Annotated in this window: 15 protein-coding genes; 12 read left to right on the forward strand and 3 right to left on the reverse strand. The window is 55.7% G+C overall.

The features are described from left to right. Positions 1-30 precede the first annotated feature (30 nt). The gene (yaaA, locus tag F3I47_RS11610; RefSeq protein ID WP_046101187.1) at positions 31-804 is read right to left on the reverse strand and encodes a peroxide stress protein YaaA; all 774 of its coding nucleotides are present in this window, start codon (positions 802-804) and stop codon (positions 31-33) included. A 209-nt stretch (positions 805-1,013) separates the two neighbouring features. Here yaaA and tal point away from each other — a divergent pair, with 209 nt between their 5' ends. The 3 genes from tal (at position 1,014) to F3I47_RS11625 (ending at position 4,092) form a co-directional block, all read left to right on the forward strand. Then, on the forward strand, positions 1,014-1,967 hold the full coding sequence (tal, locus tag F3I47_RS11615; RefSeq protein WP_009092233.1) for a transaldolase: 954 nt from the start codon (positions 1,014-1,016) through the stop codon (positions 1,965-1,967). A 125-nt stretch (positions 1,968-2,092) separates the two neighbouring features. After that, positions 2,093-2,680 (forward strand): molybdopterin adenylyltransferase, encoded by a 588-nt coding sequence (mog, locus tag F3I47_RS11620; RefSeq protein WP_009092232.1) that lies wholly within the window; start codon positions 2,093-2,095, stop codon positions 2,678-2,680. 104 nt (positions 2,681-2,784) lie between these two features. Further along, complete coding sequence (locus F3I47_RS11625; RefSeq protein WP_150028648.1) at positions 2,785-4,092, forward strand: MFS transporter; 1,308 nt, start codon at positions 2,785-2,787, stop codon at positions 4,090-4,092. A gap of 32 nt (positions 4,093-4,124) precedes the next feature. On the opposite strand, the gene satP is transcribed toward F3I47_RS11625, so the two are convergent. Beyond that, positions 4,125-4,700, reverse strand: coding sequence for an acetate uptake transporter (gene satP, locus F3I47_RS11630; RefSeq protein WP_046101190.1), 576 nt, complete (start codon positions 4,698-4,700; stop codon positions 4,125-4,127). A 296-nt stretch (positions 4,701-4,996) separates the two neighbouring features. Between satP and dnaK the strand changes: the two genes are divergently transcribed. The 3 genes from dnaK to nhaA all read left to right on the forward strand — a co-directional run bounded on the left by dnaK (position 4,997) and on the right by nhaA (position 9,540). Next, on the forward strand, positions 4,997-6,907 hold the full coding sequence (dnaK, locus tag F3I47_RS11635) for a molecular chaperone DnaK (RefSeq protein WP_009092227.1): 1,911 nt from the start codon (positions 4,997-4,999) through the stop codon (positions 6,905-6,907). Between the two features lie 104 nt (positions 6,908-7,011). After that, positions 7,012-8,157, forward strand: coding sequence for a molecular chaperone DnaJ (gene dnaJ, locus F3I47_RS11640; RefSeq protein ID WP_150028647.1), 1,146 nt, complete (start codon positions 7,012-7,014; stop codon positions 8,155-8,157). 204 nt (positions 8,158-8,361) lie between these two features. Continuing rightward, positions 8,362-9,540: a Na+/H+ antiporter NhaA gene (gene nhaA, locus F3I47_RS11645; protein ID WP_033736405.1), complete on the forward strand. Its 1,179-nt coding sequence runs from the start codon at positions 8,362-8,364 to the stop codon at positions 9,538-9,540. Positions 9,541-9,672: 132 nt separating this feature from the next. On the opposite strand, the gene rpsT is transcribed toward nhaA, so the two are convergent. Continuing rightward, complete coding sequence (gene rpsT, locus F3I47_RS11650) at positions 9,673-9,936, reverse strand: 30S ribosomal protein S20 (protein WP_006117633.1); 264 nt, start codon at positions 9,934-9,936, stop codon at positions 9,673-9,675. Between the two features lie 306 nt (positions 9,937-10,242). Here rpsT and ribF point away from each other — a divergent pair, with 306 nt between their 5' ends. The 6 genes from ribF to dapB all read left to right on the forward strand — a co-directional run bounded on the left by ribF (position 10,243) and on the right by dapB (position 16,964). Next, positions 10,243-11,172, forward strand: a complete 930-nt coding sequence (gene ribF, locus F3I47_RS11655) for a bifunctional riboflavin kinase/FAD synthetase (RefSeq protein ID WP_009092217.1) — start codon at positions 10,243-10,245, stop codon at positions 11,170-11,172. Between the two features lie 29 nt (positions 11,173-11,201). After that, positions 11,202-14,021 (forward strand): isoleucine--tRNA ligase, encoded by a 2,820-nt coding sequence (ileS, locus tag F3I47_RS11660; protein ID WP_046101192.1) that lies wholly within the window; start codon positions 11,202-11,204, stop codon positions 14,019-14,021. Then, a complete protein-coding gene (gene lspA / locus F3I47_RS11665; RefSeq protein ID WP_009092212.1) occupies positions 14,021-14,527 on the forward strand; it encodes a signal peptidase II in 507 nt (168 codons plus the stop codon). Before ileS ends, lspA begins: the two co-directional genes overlap by 1 nt. Before the next feature lie 3 nt (positions 14,528-14,530). Beyond that, complete coding sequence (gene fkpB, locus F3I47_RS11670; RefSeq protein WP_009092210.1) at positions 14,531-15,001, forward strand: FKBP-type peptidyl-prolyl cis-trans isomerase; 471 nt, start codon at positions 14,531-14,533, stop codon at positions 14,999-15,001. Further along, on the forward strand, positions 14,982-15,935 hold the full coding sequence (gene ispH / locus F3I47_RS11675; RefSeq protein ID WP_010253724.1) for a 4-hydroxy-3-methylbut-2-enyl diphosphate reductase: 954 nt from the start codon (positions 14,982-14,984) through the stop codon (positions 15,933-15,935). The genes fkpB and ispH overlap by 20 nt, the downstream gene beginning before the upstream one ends. A gap of 222 nt (positions 15,936-16,157) precedes the next feature. Further along, positions 16,158-16,964, forward strand: coding sequence for a 4-hydroxy-tetrahydrodipicolinate reductase (gene dapB, locus F3I47_RS11680; RefSeq protein WP_009092207.1), 807 nt, complete (start codon positions 16,158-16,160; stop codon positions 16,962-16,964). Positions 16,965-17,206 lie beyond the last annotated feature (242 nt).

A 17,206-nucleotide genomic window follows, 5' to 3' on the forward strand; every position in this document is an offset into this window, starting at 1 on the left:
CCGGCTGCGGGAAAGAGAAGACGCGCGGGGCTACTGCTCCGCGCGCTTGAACACCAGCTCGCTTTCGCTGCTGCTGGCTGCATCAAAACGGTAGCCTTCCAGATCAAACGCCTTAAGCTGCTCCGGCTTTGTCAGGCGCTCCTGAATCACATAGCGACTCATCAGGCCGCGCGCCTTTTTGGCGTAGAAGCTGATAACTTTGTAGCTGCCATTTTTCTCATCCAGGAACACCGGCTTAATCATCTGCGCCTGTAACGCTTTCGGTCTGACCGCCCGGAAATATTCATCCGAGGCGAGGTTGATCAGAACGTTGTCGCCCTGTTCCGCCAGTGCGGCGTTCAGCGTTTCGGTGATGAGGTCACCCCAGAAGGTATAGAGATCTTTACCTGCCGGATTCGCCAGCCGAATGCCCATCTCCAGTCGGTAAGGCTGCATAAGATCGAGTGGACGCAGCACGCCATACAGGCCAGACAGCATGCGCAGGTGCTGCTGGGCAAAATCGAAATCCTGATCGCTGAACGTCTCCGCCTGCAAACCGGTATAAACATCGCCTTTAAACGCCAGAATCGCCTGGCGGGCATTCTGCGGCGAGAAGTCGGGCTGCCAGCTGTTAAAACGCTCGGCATTCAGGTGCGCCAGTTTGTCGCTGATGCCCATTAACGAGGCGATGCTGGCCGGTGACAGGTCACGCGCAATCTCAATCAGCTGTTGTGACTTTTCTAACAGCGCAGGCTGGGTATAGCGGGTTGTCGCCAGCGGGCTGTCATAATCCAGCGTCTTGGCGGGAGAGATCACCATCAACATAGTTGCTTCCTCGTTTAATGCCTGCTTTAACAGGATATTGGCGGCTTATCAGGCTCCGCAGTGTAGCAAAAAAGCCGCAAAGAATGACGAATCACACCTATTTGTTCGCGCTATCGTAAACGGCATTCCCTGACCTTGCGCCACCGTTGGCGCGTGATATTATCGCAACAGCCTTTTTTCACACTGACAGTTAACTAAGAGAAAAGAACATGACGGACAAACTTACCTCCCTGCGTCAGCTCACCACCGTCGTTGCCGACACCGGTGATATCGCAGCCATGAAGCTGTATCAGCCGCAGGATGCCACGACTAACCCTTCTCTGATTCTTAACGCCGCACAAATCCCTGAATACCGTAAACTGATCGATGAAGCGATCGGCTGGGCGCGTGAGCAGAGCAGCGATAAAGATGAGCAGCTGCAGCTGGTTTCTGACAAGCTGGCCGTAAACATTGGTCTGGAAATTCTCAAACTGATCCCGGGCCGTATTTCGACCGAAGTGGATGCGCGTCTCTCTTACGACACCGAAGGCAGCATCAATAAAGCCCGTAGTCTGATCAAACTCTACAACGATGCCGGTATCAGCAATGACCGCATCCTGATCAAACTGGCCTCAACCTGGCAGGGTATCCGCGCCGCAGAGCAGCTGGAAAAAGAGGGCATCAACTGTAACCTGACGCTGCTGTTCTCCTTCGCTCAGGCGCGTGCCTGTGCCGAAGCGGGCGTCTTCCTGATCTCTCCGTTTGTGGGCCGTATTCTCGACTGGTACAAAGCCAACACCGACAAAAAAGAGTACGCAGCACACGAAGATCCAGGCGTGGTTTCTGTTTCTGAAATCTACAACTACTACAAGCAGCACGGCTATGAAACCGTCGTGATGGGCGCCAGCTTCCGTAACACCGGCGAAATCATCGAGCTGGCTGGCTGTGACCGTCTGACCATTTCGCCTGCGCTGCTGAAAGAGCTGGCCGAGAGCGAAGGAACCCTGGAGCGTAAGCTGAGCTACAGCGGTGAAGTGAAAGCACGCCCGGCCCGCATGACCGAGTCTGAGTTCCTGTGGCAGCACAACCAGGATCCGATGGCGGTGGCGAAGCTGGCAGAAGGCATCCGCAACTTTGCCGTTGATCAGGGCAAACTTGAGAAGATGCTGGCAGAACTGCTGTAATCCTCCGATCGTGACGGCGCAGGCCGTCACGGTTTTCCCTTTTCCGACCCTTTCACTTTGTATTATCCTTTCGGCTATTCCCCTTTTATTCCACCGCACCGCGGTCATTCACAGCGAAGCTAACCATGAATACATTACGCATTGGCCTGATCTCGGTTTCCGATCGCGCCGCGAACGGCATCTATCAGGATCAGGGGATTCCCGCGCTGGAGAGCTGGCTCAGCACGGCCATCAGCAGCCCGTTCGAAATGGAGTCCCGACTGGTGCCGGACGAGCAGCCGATGATTGAGCAGGCGATTTGCGAGCTGGTCGATGAACGCTTTTGCCATCTGGTGCTGACCACTGGCGGCACCGGCCCGGCCCGGCGCGACGTCACTCCCGACGCCACCTTAGCCGTCGCCGATCGGGAGATGCCCGGATTCGGTGAGCAGATGCGCCAGATCAGCCTGCAGTTTGTGCCGACCGCGATTCTGTCGCGTCAGGTTGGCGTGATCCGTAAGCAGTCACTGATCCTCAATCTGCCTGGTCAGCCAAAGTCGATCAGGGAGACACTGGAGGGGCTGAAAGATGAGCAGGGCAACGTCAAAGTCCACGGTATTTTTGCCTCTGTACCTTATTGTTTACAGCTACTGGAAGGGCCGTATGTCGAAACCCATCGCGACGTGGTAGCAGCATTTCGGCCTAAAAGCGCGATACGTGAGATAAATAACTAAATATTGTCCATTTCAGGCATAAGCTATAGCCCGGCTGGTGTGGCAAAAGATTGACGGTATAGTAATTAGATCTTTACAACCCGATCTTTTGCCTCTGGACTATTATGAACCTGACCTCTACGCAGCGTCTGACCGGTAAGGATTACAGAACCCTGGCGCTGGCCGCACTGGGCGGCGCGCTGGAATTTTACGACTTCATCATTTTTGTCTTCTTCGCCACCGTGATTGGCGAACTCTTTTTCCCCGCCAATATTCCCGAGTGGCTGCGCCAGCTGCAGACCTTTGCCATTTTTGCCGCCGGCTATCTGGCACGTCCGCTGGGCGGCATCGTGATGGCCCACTTTGGCGATAAAGTGGGGCGTAAGAAGATGTTCAGCCTGAGCATTATGCTGATGGCGCTGCCGACATTGATGATGGGCGCGCTTCCCACCTGGCAGACCATCGGCGTTGCCGCACCGTTACTGATGCTGCTGATGCGGATGCTGCAGGGGGCGGCGATTGGTGGCGAGGTGCCGGGAGCCTGGGTGTTTGTCGCTGAGCATGTGCCCTATAAACGCATCGGTATCGCCTGTGGCACACTGACGGCCGGGCTGACCATCGGGATTTTACTGGGGTCGCTGGTGGCAACGCTGATCAATACCTCACTCTCACCCCAGGCGATTCATGATGGCGGCTGGCGCATTCCGTTCTTCCTCGGCGGCCTGTTCGGGCTGGGCGCGATGGTGCTGCGCCGCTGGCTGCATGAGACGCCGGTGTTTGTGGAGATGCAGCAGCGTAAAGCGCTCTCCAGTAAGCTGCCGCTGAAAACCGTGCTGGCTGAACATAAAAAATCGGTCGTCATTTCCATGCTGCTGACCTGGCTGCTCTCCGCCTGCATTGTGGTGGTGATCCTGATGTCCCCGGTCTGGCTGCAAAAACAGCTGGGCATTGCGCCTGCGCTGACGCTGCAGGCCAACAGCCTGGCCACCGTCATGCTCTGCTTCGGCTGTCTTATTGCCGGCCTGGCGGCCGATCGCTTCGGTGCCAGCCGCACGCTGTGTGTCGGCAGCCTGCTGCTGGCGATCTGCTGCTGGCAGTTTTATCATCTGACTGCACTCTATCCGCAGCAGCTCTTCCTGCTGTATGGACTGGCCGGCCTCAGCGTTGGCGCCGTGGGCGCCGTCCCGTTCGTGATGGTGCGTGCCTTTCCGGCGGAAGTTCGTTTTACCGGTATCTCCTTCTCCTACAATCTCGCCTATGCGATTTTCGGCGGCCTGACACCGATTTTTGTGTCGCTGCTGATGAATGTGTCGGTGATGGCCCCATGCTGGTATGTGATGGCACTGGCGCTGGTGGGACTGGTGACGGGGATCTGGCTGCGGCGTGATATCAGCCACGAGCCAGAACTGCATCAGGGGGTTAATTCGCTGTAGTGAGAGGACGCGGAGCCTGACTCCGCGTCATATTATGCGTGATGGGGCTTCTCGCCCGTCGGCAGAACGGTACGGCCAAAGGTTTCGTTCAGCACTTCCCCCATGGCCAGATAGCAGGCGCTGGCGCCGCAGAGAAGGCCAACCCAGCCTGCCGTGGTGACCAGCCCAGGCAGATGCATCAGATGCGCTACGGCCAGCAGCAGAAACAGCAGCGTGAGCGTGGCGAAAACAAACTGCAGCATCCGCGCACCTTTCAGCGTGCCGACAAACATAAACAGCGTGAAGATGCCCCACAGAAGCAGCCAGGCCCCCAGAAAACGTTCGTCGGGGGCATTCGCGAGGCCCATTTCCGGCAGCAGCAGAATCGCCACAAAGCTTAACCAGAACATCCCGTAAGAGGTAAAGGCCGTCAGCCCAAAGGTGTTATTCTTTTTAAACTCCAGCAGGCCTGCCAGCACCTGCGCAATCCCACCATAAAAAATCCCCATGGCCAGAATCGCGACGTCCATCGTGAACAGGCCCGCGTTGTGCAGGTTAAGTAAAACCGTTGTCATGCCAAATCCCATTAATCCCAGCGGGGCAGGGTTGGCCAGTGTTGAATTTGCCATAGTTCCTCGGCGGTCAGTAAACGTTGATGATAAAAAGCGCTCCGCTTCACTCCATCGAGCGGAGCGGCGCATCATATTCAGCGTTCTGCCTGGGTTCTTTGATCCCGACCGGGCCAGAGGTGAAAATTTTTTTTGGTTTAACCCTTGATGCGCATCGAAGCGGCCCCATTTACTTCTCATCGAGCGTTGTGAACGTTGGAAAAAAAGCATGTGCTGGCAGGTTGAATGCAAACAACCCGCCCACATAAAAGGTTCACAACCCAAATTGGCAACGAATTTAAGTGGGAGATGTTTAGATGGGTAAGATTATTGGTATTGACCTGGGTACAACCAACTCTTGTGTTGCGATCATGGATGGCACCAAAGCACGCGTGCTGGAAAATGCCGAGGGCGATCGCACCACGCCTTCAATTATTGCGTACACACAGGATGGCGAAATTCTGGTCGGTCAACCGGCTAAACGTCAGGCAGTGACCAACCCGCAGAATACCCTGTTCGCAATTAAGCGTCTGATCGGTCGTCGCTTCCAGGACGAAGAAGTTCAGCGTGATATTAAAATCATGCCGTACAAAATCGCCAGCGCTGACAACGGCGACGCCTGGCTGGAAGTGAAAGGCCAGAAAATGGCACCGCCGCAGATTTCAGCTGAAGTGCTGAAGAAAATGAAAAAGACCGCCGAAGATTACCTCGGTGAGCCAGTGACCGAAGCGGTGATCACCGTTCCGGCATACTTTAACGATGCACAGCGCCAGGCGACCAAAGATGCAGGCCGCATCGCGGGTCTGGAAGTTAAGCGTATCATTAACGAACCAACCGCTGCTGCACTGGCCTACGGCCTGGACAAAGGTCAGGGTAACCGCACCATCGCCGTGTATGACCTGGGTGGCGGTACCTTCGATATCTCCATCATCGAGATCGATGAAGTTGATGGCGAAAAAACCTTTGAAGTTCTGGCAACCAACGGTGATACCCACCTGGGTGGTGAAGACTTCGACAGCCGTCTGATTAACTATCTGGTAGCTGAATTTAAGAAAGATCAGGGCATCGATCTGCACAACGATCCTCTGGCGATGCAGCGTCTGAAAGAAGCCGCAGAGAAAGCGAAAATCGAGCTCTCTTCTGCTCAGCAGACCGACGTTAACCTGCCGTACATCACTGCAGATGCGACCGGTCCTAAGCACCTGAACATCAAAGTGACCCGCTCTAAGCTGGAGTCACTGGTTGAAGATCTGGTTGCTCGCTCAATCGCGCCACTGAAAGTTGCGCTGCAGGATGCTGGCCTGTCGGTTTCTGACATCAATGACGTTATCCTGGTCGGTGGTCAGACCCGTATGCCACTGGTTCAGGCGAAAGTCACCGAGTTCTTTGGTAAAGAGCCACGTAAAGATGTGAACCCGGACGAAGCCGTTGCTGTCGGTGCTGCGGTTCAGGGTGGTGTACTGGGTGGCGACGTGAAAGACGTGCTGCTGCTGGACGTAACCCCGCTGTCACTGGGTATCGAAACCATGGGGGGCGTGATGACGTCGCTGATCAGCAAAAACACCACCATCCCGACCAAGCACAGCCAGGTCTTCTCGACTGCTGAAGATAACCAGTCAGCCGTGACCATTCATGTGCTGCAGGGTGAGCGTAAGCGCGCCAATGACAACAAGTCACTGGGCCAGTTCAACCTTGACGGTATCCAGGCTGCGCCTCGCGGTATGCCGCAGATCGAAGTCACCTTCGACATCGATGCGGATGGTATCCTGCATGTGTCGGCGAAAGATAAGAACAGTGGTAAAGAGCAGAAAATCACCATTAAAGCCTCTTCCGGTCTGAACGACGAAGAGATCGAAAAAATGGTGCGTGATGCGGAAGCGAACGCAGAAGCTGACCGTAAGTTCGAAGAGCTGGTACAGACGCGCAACCAGGGCGATCAGATTGCCCACAGCACGCGTAAGCAGCTGGAAGAAGCCGGCGATAAACTGTCAGCAGACGACAAAGCACCAATCGAAGCCGCACTGGCCGCGCTGGAAACTGCGCTGAAAGGCGAAGACAAAGCGGAAATCGACGCCAAAATGCAGGCGCTGATGGAAGTGTCCGGCAAACTGATGGAAGCCGCACAGCAGTCTCAGGCAGGTGCAGCCGATGCCGGTGATGCGTCAGCGAAGAAAGATGACGACGTTGTCGATGCTGAATTCGAAGAAGTAAAAGACAACAAGAAATAATTGCCCCTGACCGGGCGCGACGGCTGGCCTGACAGCCGTTGAAACCAGCACGGGCGTCGGAGATCTCTCCACGCCCGTGCGATCATGTTAAGGGCTAAATAAACATGGCGAAGAGTGATTACTACGAGATTTTAGGCGTCGCCAAATCCGCGGACGAGCGTGAAATCAAAAAGGCGTACAAACGCCTGGCAATGAAATTTCACCCGGATCGTAATCCCGGAGATAAAGAAGCCGAAGCCAAATTCAAAGAGGCTAAAGAAGCGTACGAAATCCTGACCGATGCGCAGAAGCGTGCGGCCTACGATCAATATGGTCATGCAGCCTTTGAACAGGGCGGCATGGGTGGCGGTGGATTCGGCGGCGGCGGCTTTGGCGGCGGCGGTGCAGACTTCAGCGATATCTTTGGCGACGTATTCGGTGACATCTTTGGTGGTGGACGCCGTCAGCGCGCATCCCGCGGCGCCGATTTACGCTACAACATGGAGCTGACGCTGGAAGAAGCGGTACGCGGCGTGACCAAAGAGATCCGCATTCCAACGCTGGAAGAGTGTGATGTCTGCCACGGCAGCGGCGCGAAACCGGGCACGCAGCCACAAACCTGTTCGACCTGTCACGGTGCAGGCCAGGTGCAGATGCGCCAGGGCTTTTTCACCGTTCAGCAGGCCTGTCCGACCTGCCACGGTCGCGGCTCGGTGATTAAAGATCCGTGCAACGCCTGTCACGGTCACGGTCGCGTTGAGAAGTCGAAAACGCTGTCAGTGAAAATTCCGGCCGGGGTCGACACCGGCGATCGTATCCGTCTGAGCGGAGAAGGCGAAGCGGGTGAGCAGGGCGCACCAGCGGGCGATCTCTACGTTCAGGTTTCGGTGAAGAAACATCCGATTTTCGAACGTGAAGAGAACAACCTCTACTGCGAAGTGCCGATTAACTTTGCGATGGCGGCGCTGGGCGGCGAGATTGAAGTGCCGACGCTGGATGGACGCGTGAAGCTGAAAGTGCCGTCAGAGACCCAGACCGGCAAGCTGTTCCGCATGCGCGGACGCGGCGTGAAATCTGTCCGCGGTGGTGCGGTTGGTGACCTGTTGTGTCGTGTCGTGTTGGAAACACCGGTCAGCCTGAACGAGAAACAGAAGTCGCTGCTGCGTGAACTGGAAGAGAGTTTTGGCGGTCCGAGCGGCGAGCACAATAGCCCGCGCTCCAAGAGCTTTTTCGACGGTGTGAAAAAATTCTTTGACGACCTGACCCGATAAACCGGGAAAGATAAAACGGAGCCCTGGGCTCCGTTTTTTTTGGCCTCTGATCAGGGATGCTGCACACCGACTGCCCCGCAGCGTAGCCGGGCCTGCGGATGATCCGGTCAATGCGAGCGACAACGCCGGGCACAAGCTGCTGTTAACGGGCGATATGAGTCGTTACACTTATTCACTTTCACTCGCCGATCAGGAAGATAAACGTTGAATAAGCCTCGGAAACTCAGAAACCTCCTCAGGAGCTTCATTGAAAGTGATGCCAGTAACGGCATGATATTAATCCTGGCGGCCGTGGCGGCCATGATCCTCGCCAATACCGCTGCGACGGCCGAAGGCTATCAGGCGTTACTGAATGAGCCTGTCCAGATCCGCTTTGGTGCGCTGGATATCAGCAAAAATCTGCTGTTATGGATAAACGATGCGCTGATGGCGCTGTTTTTCCTGCTGATTGGGCTGGAGGTGAAGCGCGAGCTGAGGGTCGGTGAACTCGCAAGCCGGGAGAAGGCAATCTTTCCGGTTATCGCAGCCCTGGGAGGCATGGCGCTGCCCGCCCTGATCTTTCTGGCTTTCAACCACGGTGATGAGATTGCCCGCAACGGCTGGGCGATTCCCACGGCAACGGATATCGCGTTTGCACTGGGGGTGCTGGCCCTGCTCGGCAGCCGGGTTCCTGCTGCGCTGAAAGTTTTTCTGATGGCGCTGGCGATTATCGATGACCTGGGGGCGATTGTGATTATCGCCCTGTTCTATACCAGCGGCCTGTCGATGCTCTCTCTGGGCGTGGCGGCAGCGGCGATTGTGGTGCTGGCCCTGCTGAATTACTTCAACGTCCGCAAAATCTCGATCTACATTCTGGTGGGCATTGTGCTCTGGACCGCCGTCCTTAAGTCGGGTGTTCATGCAACGCTGGCAGGCGTTATCGTGGGCTTCTTTGTGCCGCTGGAGAAGAGAGAGGGGCACTCGCCAGCAGAGCATCTGGCGCACGGCCTGATGCCGTGGGTGAACTGGCTGATTCTGCCGCTGTTTGCCTTTGCCAATGCCGGTATTTCCCTCGCCGGTATTACGCTGGGCGATATCCTGTCACCGGAACCGGCAGGCATCATCTTTGGACTGTTAATCGGCAAACCCCTGGGCATTACGCTCTTCTGCTGGCTGGCCGTCAGATTGCGGCTGGCGGTATTGCCTGGTGGCACCACCATCCGCGATATCATGGCGATCGGCGTGCTGTGCGGTATCGGCTTCACGATGTCGATATTTATCAGTTCACTGGCCTTTGATGCCGCCCATGAGCAGCTGGTGACGTTCTCTAAGCTGGGGATTCTGACCGGTTCTCTGCTCTCCGCCGTATTGGGATATAGCCTGTTACGGGTCAGGCTGCGTTAAGAGAGAGGAGGCGAGAGCCTCCTTTTTTCGCGTTGCATTACCCTCACGAGGAGTGGCGGTGCGGCAAATGACAGGCGAAAAAAAACCGGCGTAAGCGCCGGTTCTTTCAACAAAGCGATAAACAACAGGCGATTAAGCCAGTTTGTTGATCTGTGCAGTCAGGTTTGCTTTATAACGTGCAGCTTTGTTTTTGTGGATCAGACCTTTAGCAGCCTGACGGTCCACGATTGGTTGCATTTCATTGAATGCGTTCTGCGCAGCAGCTTTGTCGCCTGAAGCGATCGCCGCGTATACTTTCTTAACGAAGGTACGCATCATAGAGCGGCGGCTAGCGTTATGCTTACGGCGTTTCTCAGATGTTACGGCGCGTTTCTTAGCTGATTTGATATTAGCCAAGGTCCAACTCCCAAATGTGTTCTATAGAGACAAATCAAAGGCCGAGGACTATGCCCTTCCAACCTGATTTTGTCAATGGATTTGTGCAAATAAGCGTCGCTCTATGAGCAGCACTCGGTTACGTATTTGATGGCGCAAGATTCTACCAGCTTCGCCTTCCTGAATACAGTATTTCGCGACAAAATTCTCAACACGTGCTTCTGTAACAGGAAATGCAGCGCGTTAAGCATGAAAGGCGTGCTGACGGGTTAACCTGAACCGGTTTCAAGGGTATAATCCGCCGATTTCCACCGGTTTGGGTCAGCCATGAAGTTTATCCGCGGTATTCATAATCTTAACGAGCAGCATCGCGGCTGCGTTCTGACCATTGGTAATTTCGATGGCGTACACCGCGGGCATCAGGCACTGATGGCCCGGCTGTGTGAAGAGGGACGCAAACGTAATCTGCCGGTGGTGGTCATGGTCTTCGAACCACAGCCGCTGGAGCTGTTTGCTGGCGATAAAGCCCCGGCTCGCCTGACGCGCCTGCGTGAAAAACTGCGCTACCTGGCTGAAGCCGGCGTCGATAAGGTGCTCTGCGTGCGGTTTGACCGTCGCTTTGCGGCGTTATCCGCCCAGCGTTTTATCAGCGACCTGCTGGTTGAAAAGCTTGACGTCAGATACCTTGCGGTGGGCGATGATTTCCGCTTTGGCGCCGGTCGCCAGGGGGATTTCCGGTTATTGCAGAAAGCCGGTGTGGAGTATGGCTTCGAGGTTATCAGCACCGAAACCTTCTGTGAGGGCGGAAAGCGCATCAGCAGCACCGCCGTGCGCCAGGCGCTGGCCGCCGATGATTTAGCGCTGGCGCAGTCGTTGTTAGGCCATCCTTTCACGATTTCCGGCCGCGTCGTGCACGGTGATGCACTGGGACGCACGCTGGGCTTCCCAACCGCCAACCTGCCTTTGCGCCGCAGCGTGTCGCCGGTGAAAGGGGTCTATGCGGTGGAAGTGGAAGGGCTGACGCCGGAGCCGCTGCCGGGCGTGGCGAACATCGGCACCCGTCCGACGGTAAAAGGTTTACGCCAGCAGCTTGAAGTTCACCTGCTCGACATCAATATCAATCTTTATGGTCGTCACATTGATGTGGTGCTGAAACAGAAAATACGAAACGAGCAGCGCTTTGCCTCACTGGAGGCGTTGAAAGAACAAATTGCGAATGATGTGGTAACGGCCCGGCAGTTCTTTGGGCTGCTTTAACCTGAGCGAAAAACGGAATCGAGAATCTGATGAGTGACTATAAATCTACCCTGAATTTGCCGGAAACGGGATTCCCGATGCGTGGCGATCTGGCCAAACGCGAACCGGGAATGTTGCAACGCTGGTATGCCGACAACCTGTATGGCGTTATCCGCGAAGCCAAAAAGGGGAAAAAAACCTTTATCCTGCATGATGGCCCTCCTTATGCGAACGGCAGCATTCATATCGGTCACTCAGTTAACAAGATTCTGAAAGACATTATCGTTAAGTCGAAAGGCATGGCGGGCTATGACGCGCCCTATGTGCCGGGCTGGGACTGTCACGGTCTGCCTATCGAGCATAAAGTTGAGCAGATGATCGGCAAGCCGGGCGAGAAAGTCACGGCGGCAGAATTCCGCGAAGCGTGCCGCAAATATGCGGCAGAACAGGTTGAAGGCCAGAAAGCAGACTTTATCCGTCTGGGCGTACTGGGCGACTGGGATCGTCCTTACCTGACCATGGACTTCAACACGGAAGCCAACATCATCCGTGCGCTGGGTAAAATCATCGGCAACGGTCACCTGCACAAGGGCGCGAAGCCGGTGCACTGGTGCCTGGATTGCCGTTCTGCCTTGGCCGAAGCGGAAGTGGAATATTACGACAAGACTTCACCGTCGATTGATGTGATGTTCAACGCCGTCGATGCCGACGCGGTGCGTCAGGCGTTCGGCGTCACCGCGGTCAACGGCCCGATTTCACTGGTTATCTGGACCACCACCCCGTGGACGCTGCCCGCTAACCGCGCCATCTCTCTGCATCCGGAATTTGACTATCAGCTGATCCAGATCGAGGGCCGTGCCCTGATCCTGGCAAAAGAGCTGGTGGAAAGCGTGATGAAGCGTGCCGGTGTCAGCGAATGGCAGGTGCTGGGCGAATGCAAAGGTGCCGCGCTGGAGCTGCAGCTGTTCCAGCATCCGTTCCTTGAGCAGATTCAGTCGAAAGTGGTGCTAGGCGAACACGTCACGCTGGACGCCGGTACCGGTGCGGTCCATACGGCACCCGGCCACGGCCCGGATGACTATGTGATCGGCCAGAAATATGGCATCGAAACCGCTAACCCGGTCGGGCCAGATGGCGCGTATCTGCCAGGCACTTACCCGACGCTGGATGGGGTTAATGTCTTTAAAGCCAACGATATGATCGTTGAGCTGCTGAAAGAGAAGCAGGCGCTGCTGCACGTTGAAAAACTGCTGCACAGCTACCCGCACTGCTGGCGTCACAAAACGCCTATCATCTTCCGTGCCACGCCACAGTGGTTCATCAGCATGGATCAGAAAGGCCTGCGTGCGCAGTCGCTGAAAGAGATCAAAGGCGTGCAGTGGATCCCGGACTGGGGTCAGGCGCGTATTGAATCGATGGTGGCGAACCGCCCGGACTGGTGTATCTCTCGTCAGCGTACCTGGGGCGTGCCGATGGCGCTGTTCGTTCATAAAGAGAGCGAAGAGCTGCACCCGGATACCCTGGCACTGATGGAGAAAGTGGCACAGCGTGTTGAGCAGGATGGCATTCAGGCCTGGTGGGATCTCGATCCGCGCGAGCTGATGGGCGATGACGCCGATCATTACGTCAAGGTTCCGGATACCCTGGATGTCTGGTTCGACTCCGGGTCAACCAGCTATTCCGTCGTGGATGCCCGTCCGGAATTCGAAGGACAGGCGCCGGACCTCTATCTGGAAGGGTCCGATCAGCATCGCGGTTGGTTTATGTCCTCGCTGATGATCGGCACTGCGATGAAAGGCAAAGCGCCTTATCGTCAGGTGCTGACACACGGTTTCACCGTGGATGGTCAGGGCCGCAAAATGTCGAAATCGATCGGCAACACCGTGTCGCCGCAGGATGTGATGAACAAACTGGGTGCTGACATTCTGCGCCTGTGGGTGGCATCAACCGACTATTCGGGTGAAATGGCGGTCTCCGATGAGATCCTGAAGCGTTCCGCCGATGCCTATCGCCGTATCCGTAACACCGCCCGCTTCCTGCTGGCGAACCTTAACGGCTTCAATCCGGCCACCGACCTGGTGAAACCGGAAGAGATGGTCGTGGTGGATCGCTGGGCCGTGGGACGTGCGCAGGCGGCGCAGGCCGATATCGTCGCCTCTTATGAGAACTACGATTTCCATGAAGTGATCCAGCGCCTGATGCAGTTCTGTTCTGTTGAGATGGGCAGCTTTTATCTCGACATCATCAAAGATCGCCAGTACACCGCGAAGGGCGACAGCCTGGCGCGTCGTAGCTGTCAGACCGCGCTGTGGCACATCGTTGAAGCACTGGTACGCTGGATGGCGCCGATCATGTCCTTTACCGCGGATGAGATCTGGGGCTATCTGCCTGGCGAACGCGCGCAGTATGTCTTCACCGAAGAGTGGTATCAGGGTCTGTTTGGCCTGGCGGAAGATGAAGCCCTGAACGATGCCTACTGGGCTGAGCTGCTGAAAGTGCGTGGCGAAGTCAACAAGGTCATCGAGCAGGCGCGTGCCGACAAACGTATCGGTGGTGCACTGGAAGCCACCGTGACGCTCTATGCCGATGCGGAGCTGGCCGCTAAGCTGCAGGCGCTGGGCAACGAGCTGCGCTTTGTGCTGCTGACCTCGGGTGCCCAGGTAGCTGATTACGCGCTGGCAAACGATGAAGCGCAGCAGAGCGAACTGCTGAAAGGTCTGAAAATTGCGCTGCACAAGGCGGAAGGCGAGAAATGTCAGCGCTGCTGGCATTACACTACCGACGTCGGCCAGAATCCGGAGCACGCTGCGGTCTGTGGTCGTTGTTACACTAACGTAGCCGGTGACGGTGAACAGCGTGAATTTGCCTGATGCGTAAACCTATACTCTCAACCGGATTGCGCTGGCTGTGGCTGGTGCTGGTGGTCATCGTTGTCGACTTCGCCAGTAAGCAGTGGGTGATGAACAACATGATGCTGCATGAAACGCAGCCGCTGATGCCTTATCTGAACCTGTTCTATGCGCATAACTATGGCGCGGCGTTCAGTTTCCTGGCGGACAAAGGCGGCTGGCAGCGCTGGTTCTTTGCCGGTATTGCGCTGGCGATCGTGGTTTCACTGGTGCTGATGATGTATCGCAATCAGGCCAGCCAGAAGATTTCAAACATCGCGTATGCCCTGATTATCGGCGGTGCGATAGGCAATTTATTTGATCGCTCCTGGCATGGCTTTGTGGTCGATTTTATCGATTTTTATGTCGGTAACTGGCACTTCGCTACATTTAATATCGCTGACTGCGGCATCTGTATTGGTGCCGCATTGGTGGTGCTGGAGGGCTTTTTCAGCCCGAACGGCAAACAGGCTAAACAGAAAGGGTAAGTGATGACTGAGTCCGTACAGCGCGACAGCGCGGTGTTGGTGCATTTTACGCTGAAGCTGGAAGATGGCTCGACGGCGGAATCGACCCGTGCAAACGGTAAGCCTGCGCTGTTCCGTCTCGGTGATGGCAGCCTCTCAGCGGCACTGGAAGAGGCGCTGCTGGGGCTGAAAGCGGGTGAAACTAAACAGTTCACTCTGGCGCCGGAAGAGGCATTTGGTGGCGTCAGCCCTGACCTGATCCAGTATTTCTCGCGTCGTGACTTTATCGATGCCGGTGAACCGGAAGTGGGGGCCATCATGCTGTTCAGCGGCATGGGCGGCAGTGAAATGCCAGGCGTGATCCGTGAAGTCTCCGGTGATTCGATCACCGTGGATTTTAACCATCCGCTGGCAGGTCATCGTATTCAGTTTGATGTAGAGGTGCTGGAGATCGATCCGGCACTGGAGGCGAACGATGCAAATCCTGTTAGCTAATCCGCGCGGTTTCTGCGCCGGTGTTGATCGCGCCATCAGTATCGTTGAGCGCGCGCTGGAGATGTATGGCGCGCCTATCTACGTGCGTCACGAAGTGGTGCATAACCGTTACGTGGTCAACAGCCTGCGTGAGCGCGGGGCGATCTTCATTGAAGAGATCAGTGAAGTGCCGGACAACGCGATTCTGATCTTCTCTGCGCACGGTGTTTCGCAGGCGGTGCGTGCAGAAGCCAAAGCGCGCAATCTGACCATGCTGTTTGATGCAACCTGTCCGCTGGTGACAAAAGTGCATATGGAAGTGGCGCGCGCCAGCCGTAAAGGCGTTGAGGCGATACTGATCGGTCATGCGGGTCATCCGGAAGTGGAAGGCACCATGGGGCAGTACAACAACCCCAATGGCGGGATGTATCTGGTCGAGTCTCCGGAAGATGTTTTCCGGCTGACGGTAAAGGATGAAAACAACCTGAGCTTCATGACGCAGACCACGCTGTCAGTGGATGATACGTCAGACATCATCGATGCTCTGCGTCAGCGCTTCCCGGCGATTATCGGGCCGCGTAAAGATGATATCTGCTATGCCACAACCAACCGCCAGGAAGCGGTTCGCACCCTGGCGAAAGATGCCGAGGTGGTACTGGTGGTGGGGTCGAAGAACTCCTCCAACTCGAACCGTCTGGCTGAACTGGCGCAGCGCGCCGGTAAGCTGGCGAAGCTGATCGACTCTGCTGATGATATTCAGGAAGAGTGGGTCAAAGGCGTGGCCTGTATCGGTGTCACCGCCGGTGCCTCAGCGCCTGATATTCTGGTGCAGCAGGTGATTCAGCGACTGCGTGAGCTGGGCGGCGAAGCCGCGATCGAGCTGATTGGCCGTGAAGAGAACATCGTCTTTGAAGTGCCAAAAGAGCTGCGCGTCGAGGTGCGCAACGTGCAGTAACCGCACGTTAATCCTGATAAAAAGGCCGACTCTGTTCGGCCTTTTTTGTTTTTAGCGGCCGATGAAAAGCCCATCTTTTGCCATGGCGATTGCTTTTACTGATAATCGCAGGCGGCTTGCATAAAATTCTTATTATCCCTGATTAATAGTGGCGTGACTGTTAACTCGTCGTTAACCTGATGACGCTTTGGATGCATAGTTTTGTTTTAGGAATGAATAAATATGAAGAATATCCGCATTGCCGTTGTGGGCGCGCCGGGCCGTATGGGCCGTAATCTGATTGAGGCGACACAGCAGGCTGAAGGCGTGGAGCTGGGTGCTGCGCTCGCCCGTCCGGGTTCATCGCTGACCGGCAGCGACGCCGGAGAGTTAGCGGGCATCGGCAGAAACGGCATCCTGATTGCTGACGATTTACGTGCAGTGATTGATGACTTTGATGTGCTGATCGACTTTACCCGTCCGGAAGGCACGCTGGAGTATATGGCGATCTGCCGTGAGCACGGCAAAGCGATGGTAATCGGCACCACAGGGTTCGATGACGCAGGCAAAGCAGCTATTCGCGCCGCCTCAGAAGATATCGCCATTGTATTCGCCGCAAACTTCAGTGTGGGCGTCAACCTGGTGCTGAAGCTGCTGGAGAAAGCCGCCAGCGTGATGGGGGAGTATGCGGATATTGAGATTACTGAAGCGCACCATCGCCACAAAGTGGATGCGCCATCGGGCACCGCACTGGCGATGGGTGAAGCGATTGCCGATGCGATGCAGTGGAAACTGGATGAGCACGCGGTTTATACGCGTGAAGGACACACCGGCGAACGTCAGCCTCAGACCATCGGTTTTGCCACGGTGCGCGCCGGGGACATCGTCGGTGAGCATACGGCAATGTTTGCGGATATTGGCGAACGGGTTGAGATAACCCACAAGGCCTCAAGCCGCATGACCTTCGCAAAAGGTGCGGTTAAGTCGGCATTGTGGCTGAAAGAGAAGAAAGCAGGCCTGTTTGATATGCGGGATGTGCTGGATCTGTGATGTTGTGCGTGTTGTAAACCATCGTGATGTGGTTATTTCAATCGTTAACCAATTGATTGGAAAAGGGCAATATTTTTATTGCCCTTAATTTTGTCTTAAATCCTTCCTCTGGCTTGAAAACAGATTAAGTCATCTATTTTTATCGCTTTTTGCGCGTTTTATCTCCGTTAAGATGCCATTTTTGACCATTTGGTCAAAAAAATCAGCCTGACAACCTCGGGTTCTTATTTTTGCTGCCTGGC

The organism is Pantoea sp. M_10 (genome assembly GCF_008631515.1).
GTDB lineage: Bacteria > Pseudomonadota > Gammaproteobacteria > Enterobacterales > Enterobacteriaceae > Pantoea > Pantoea anthophila.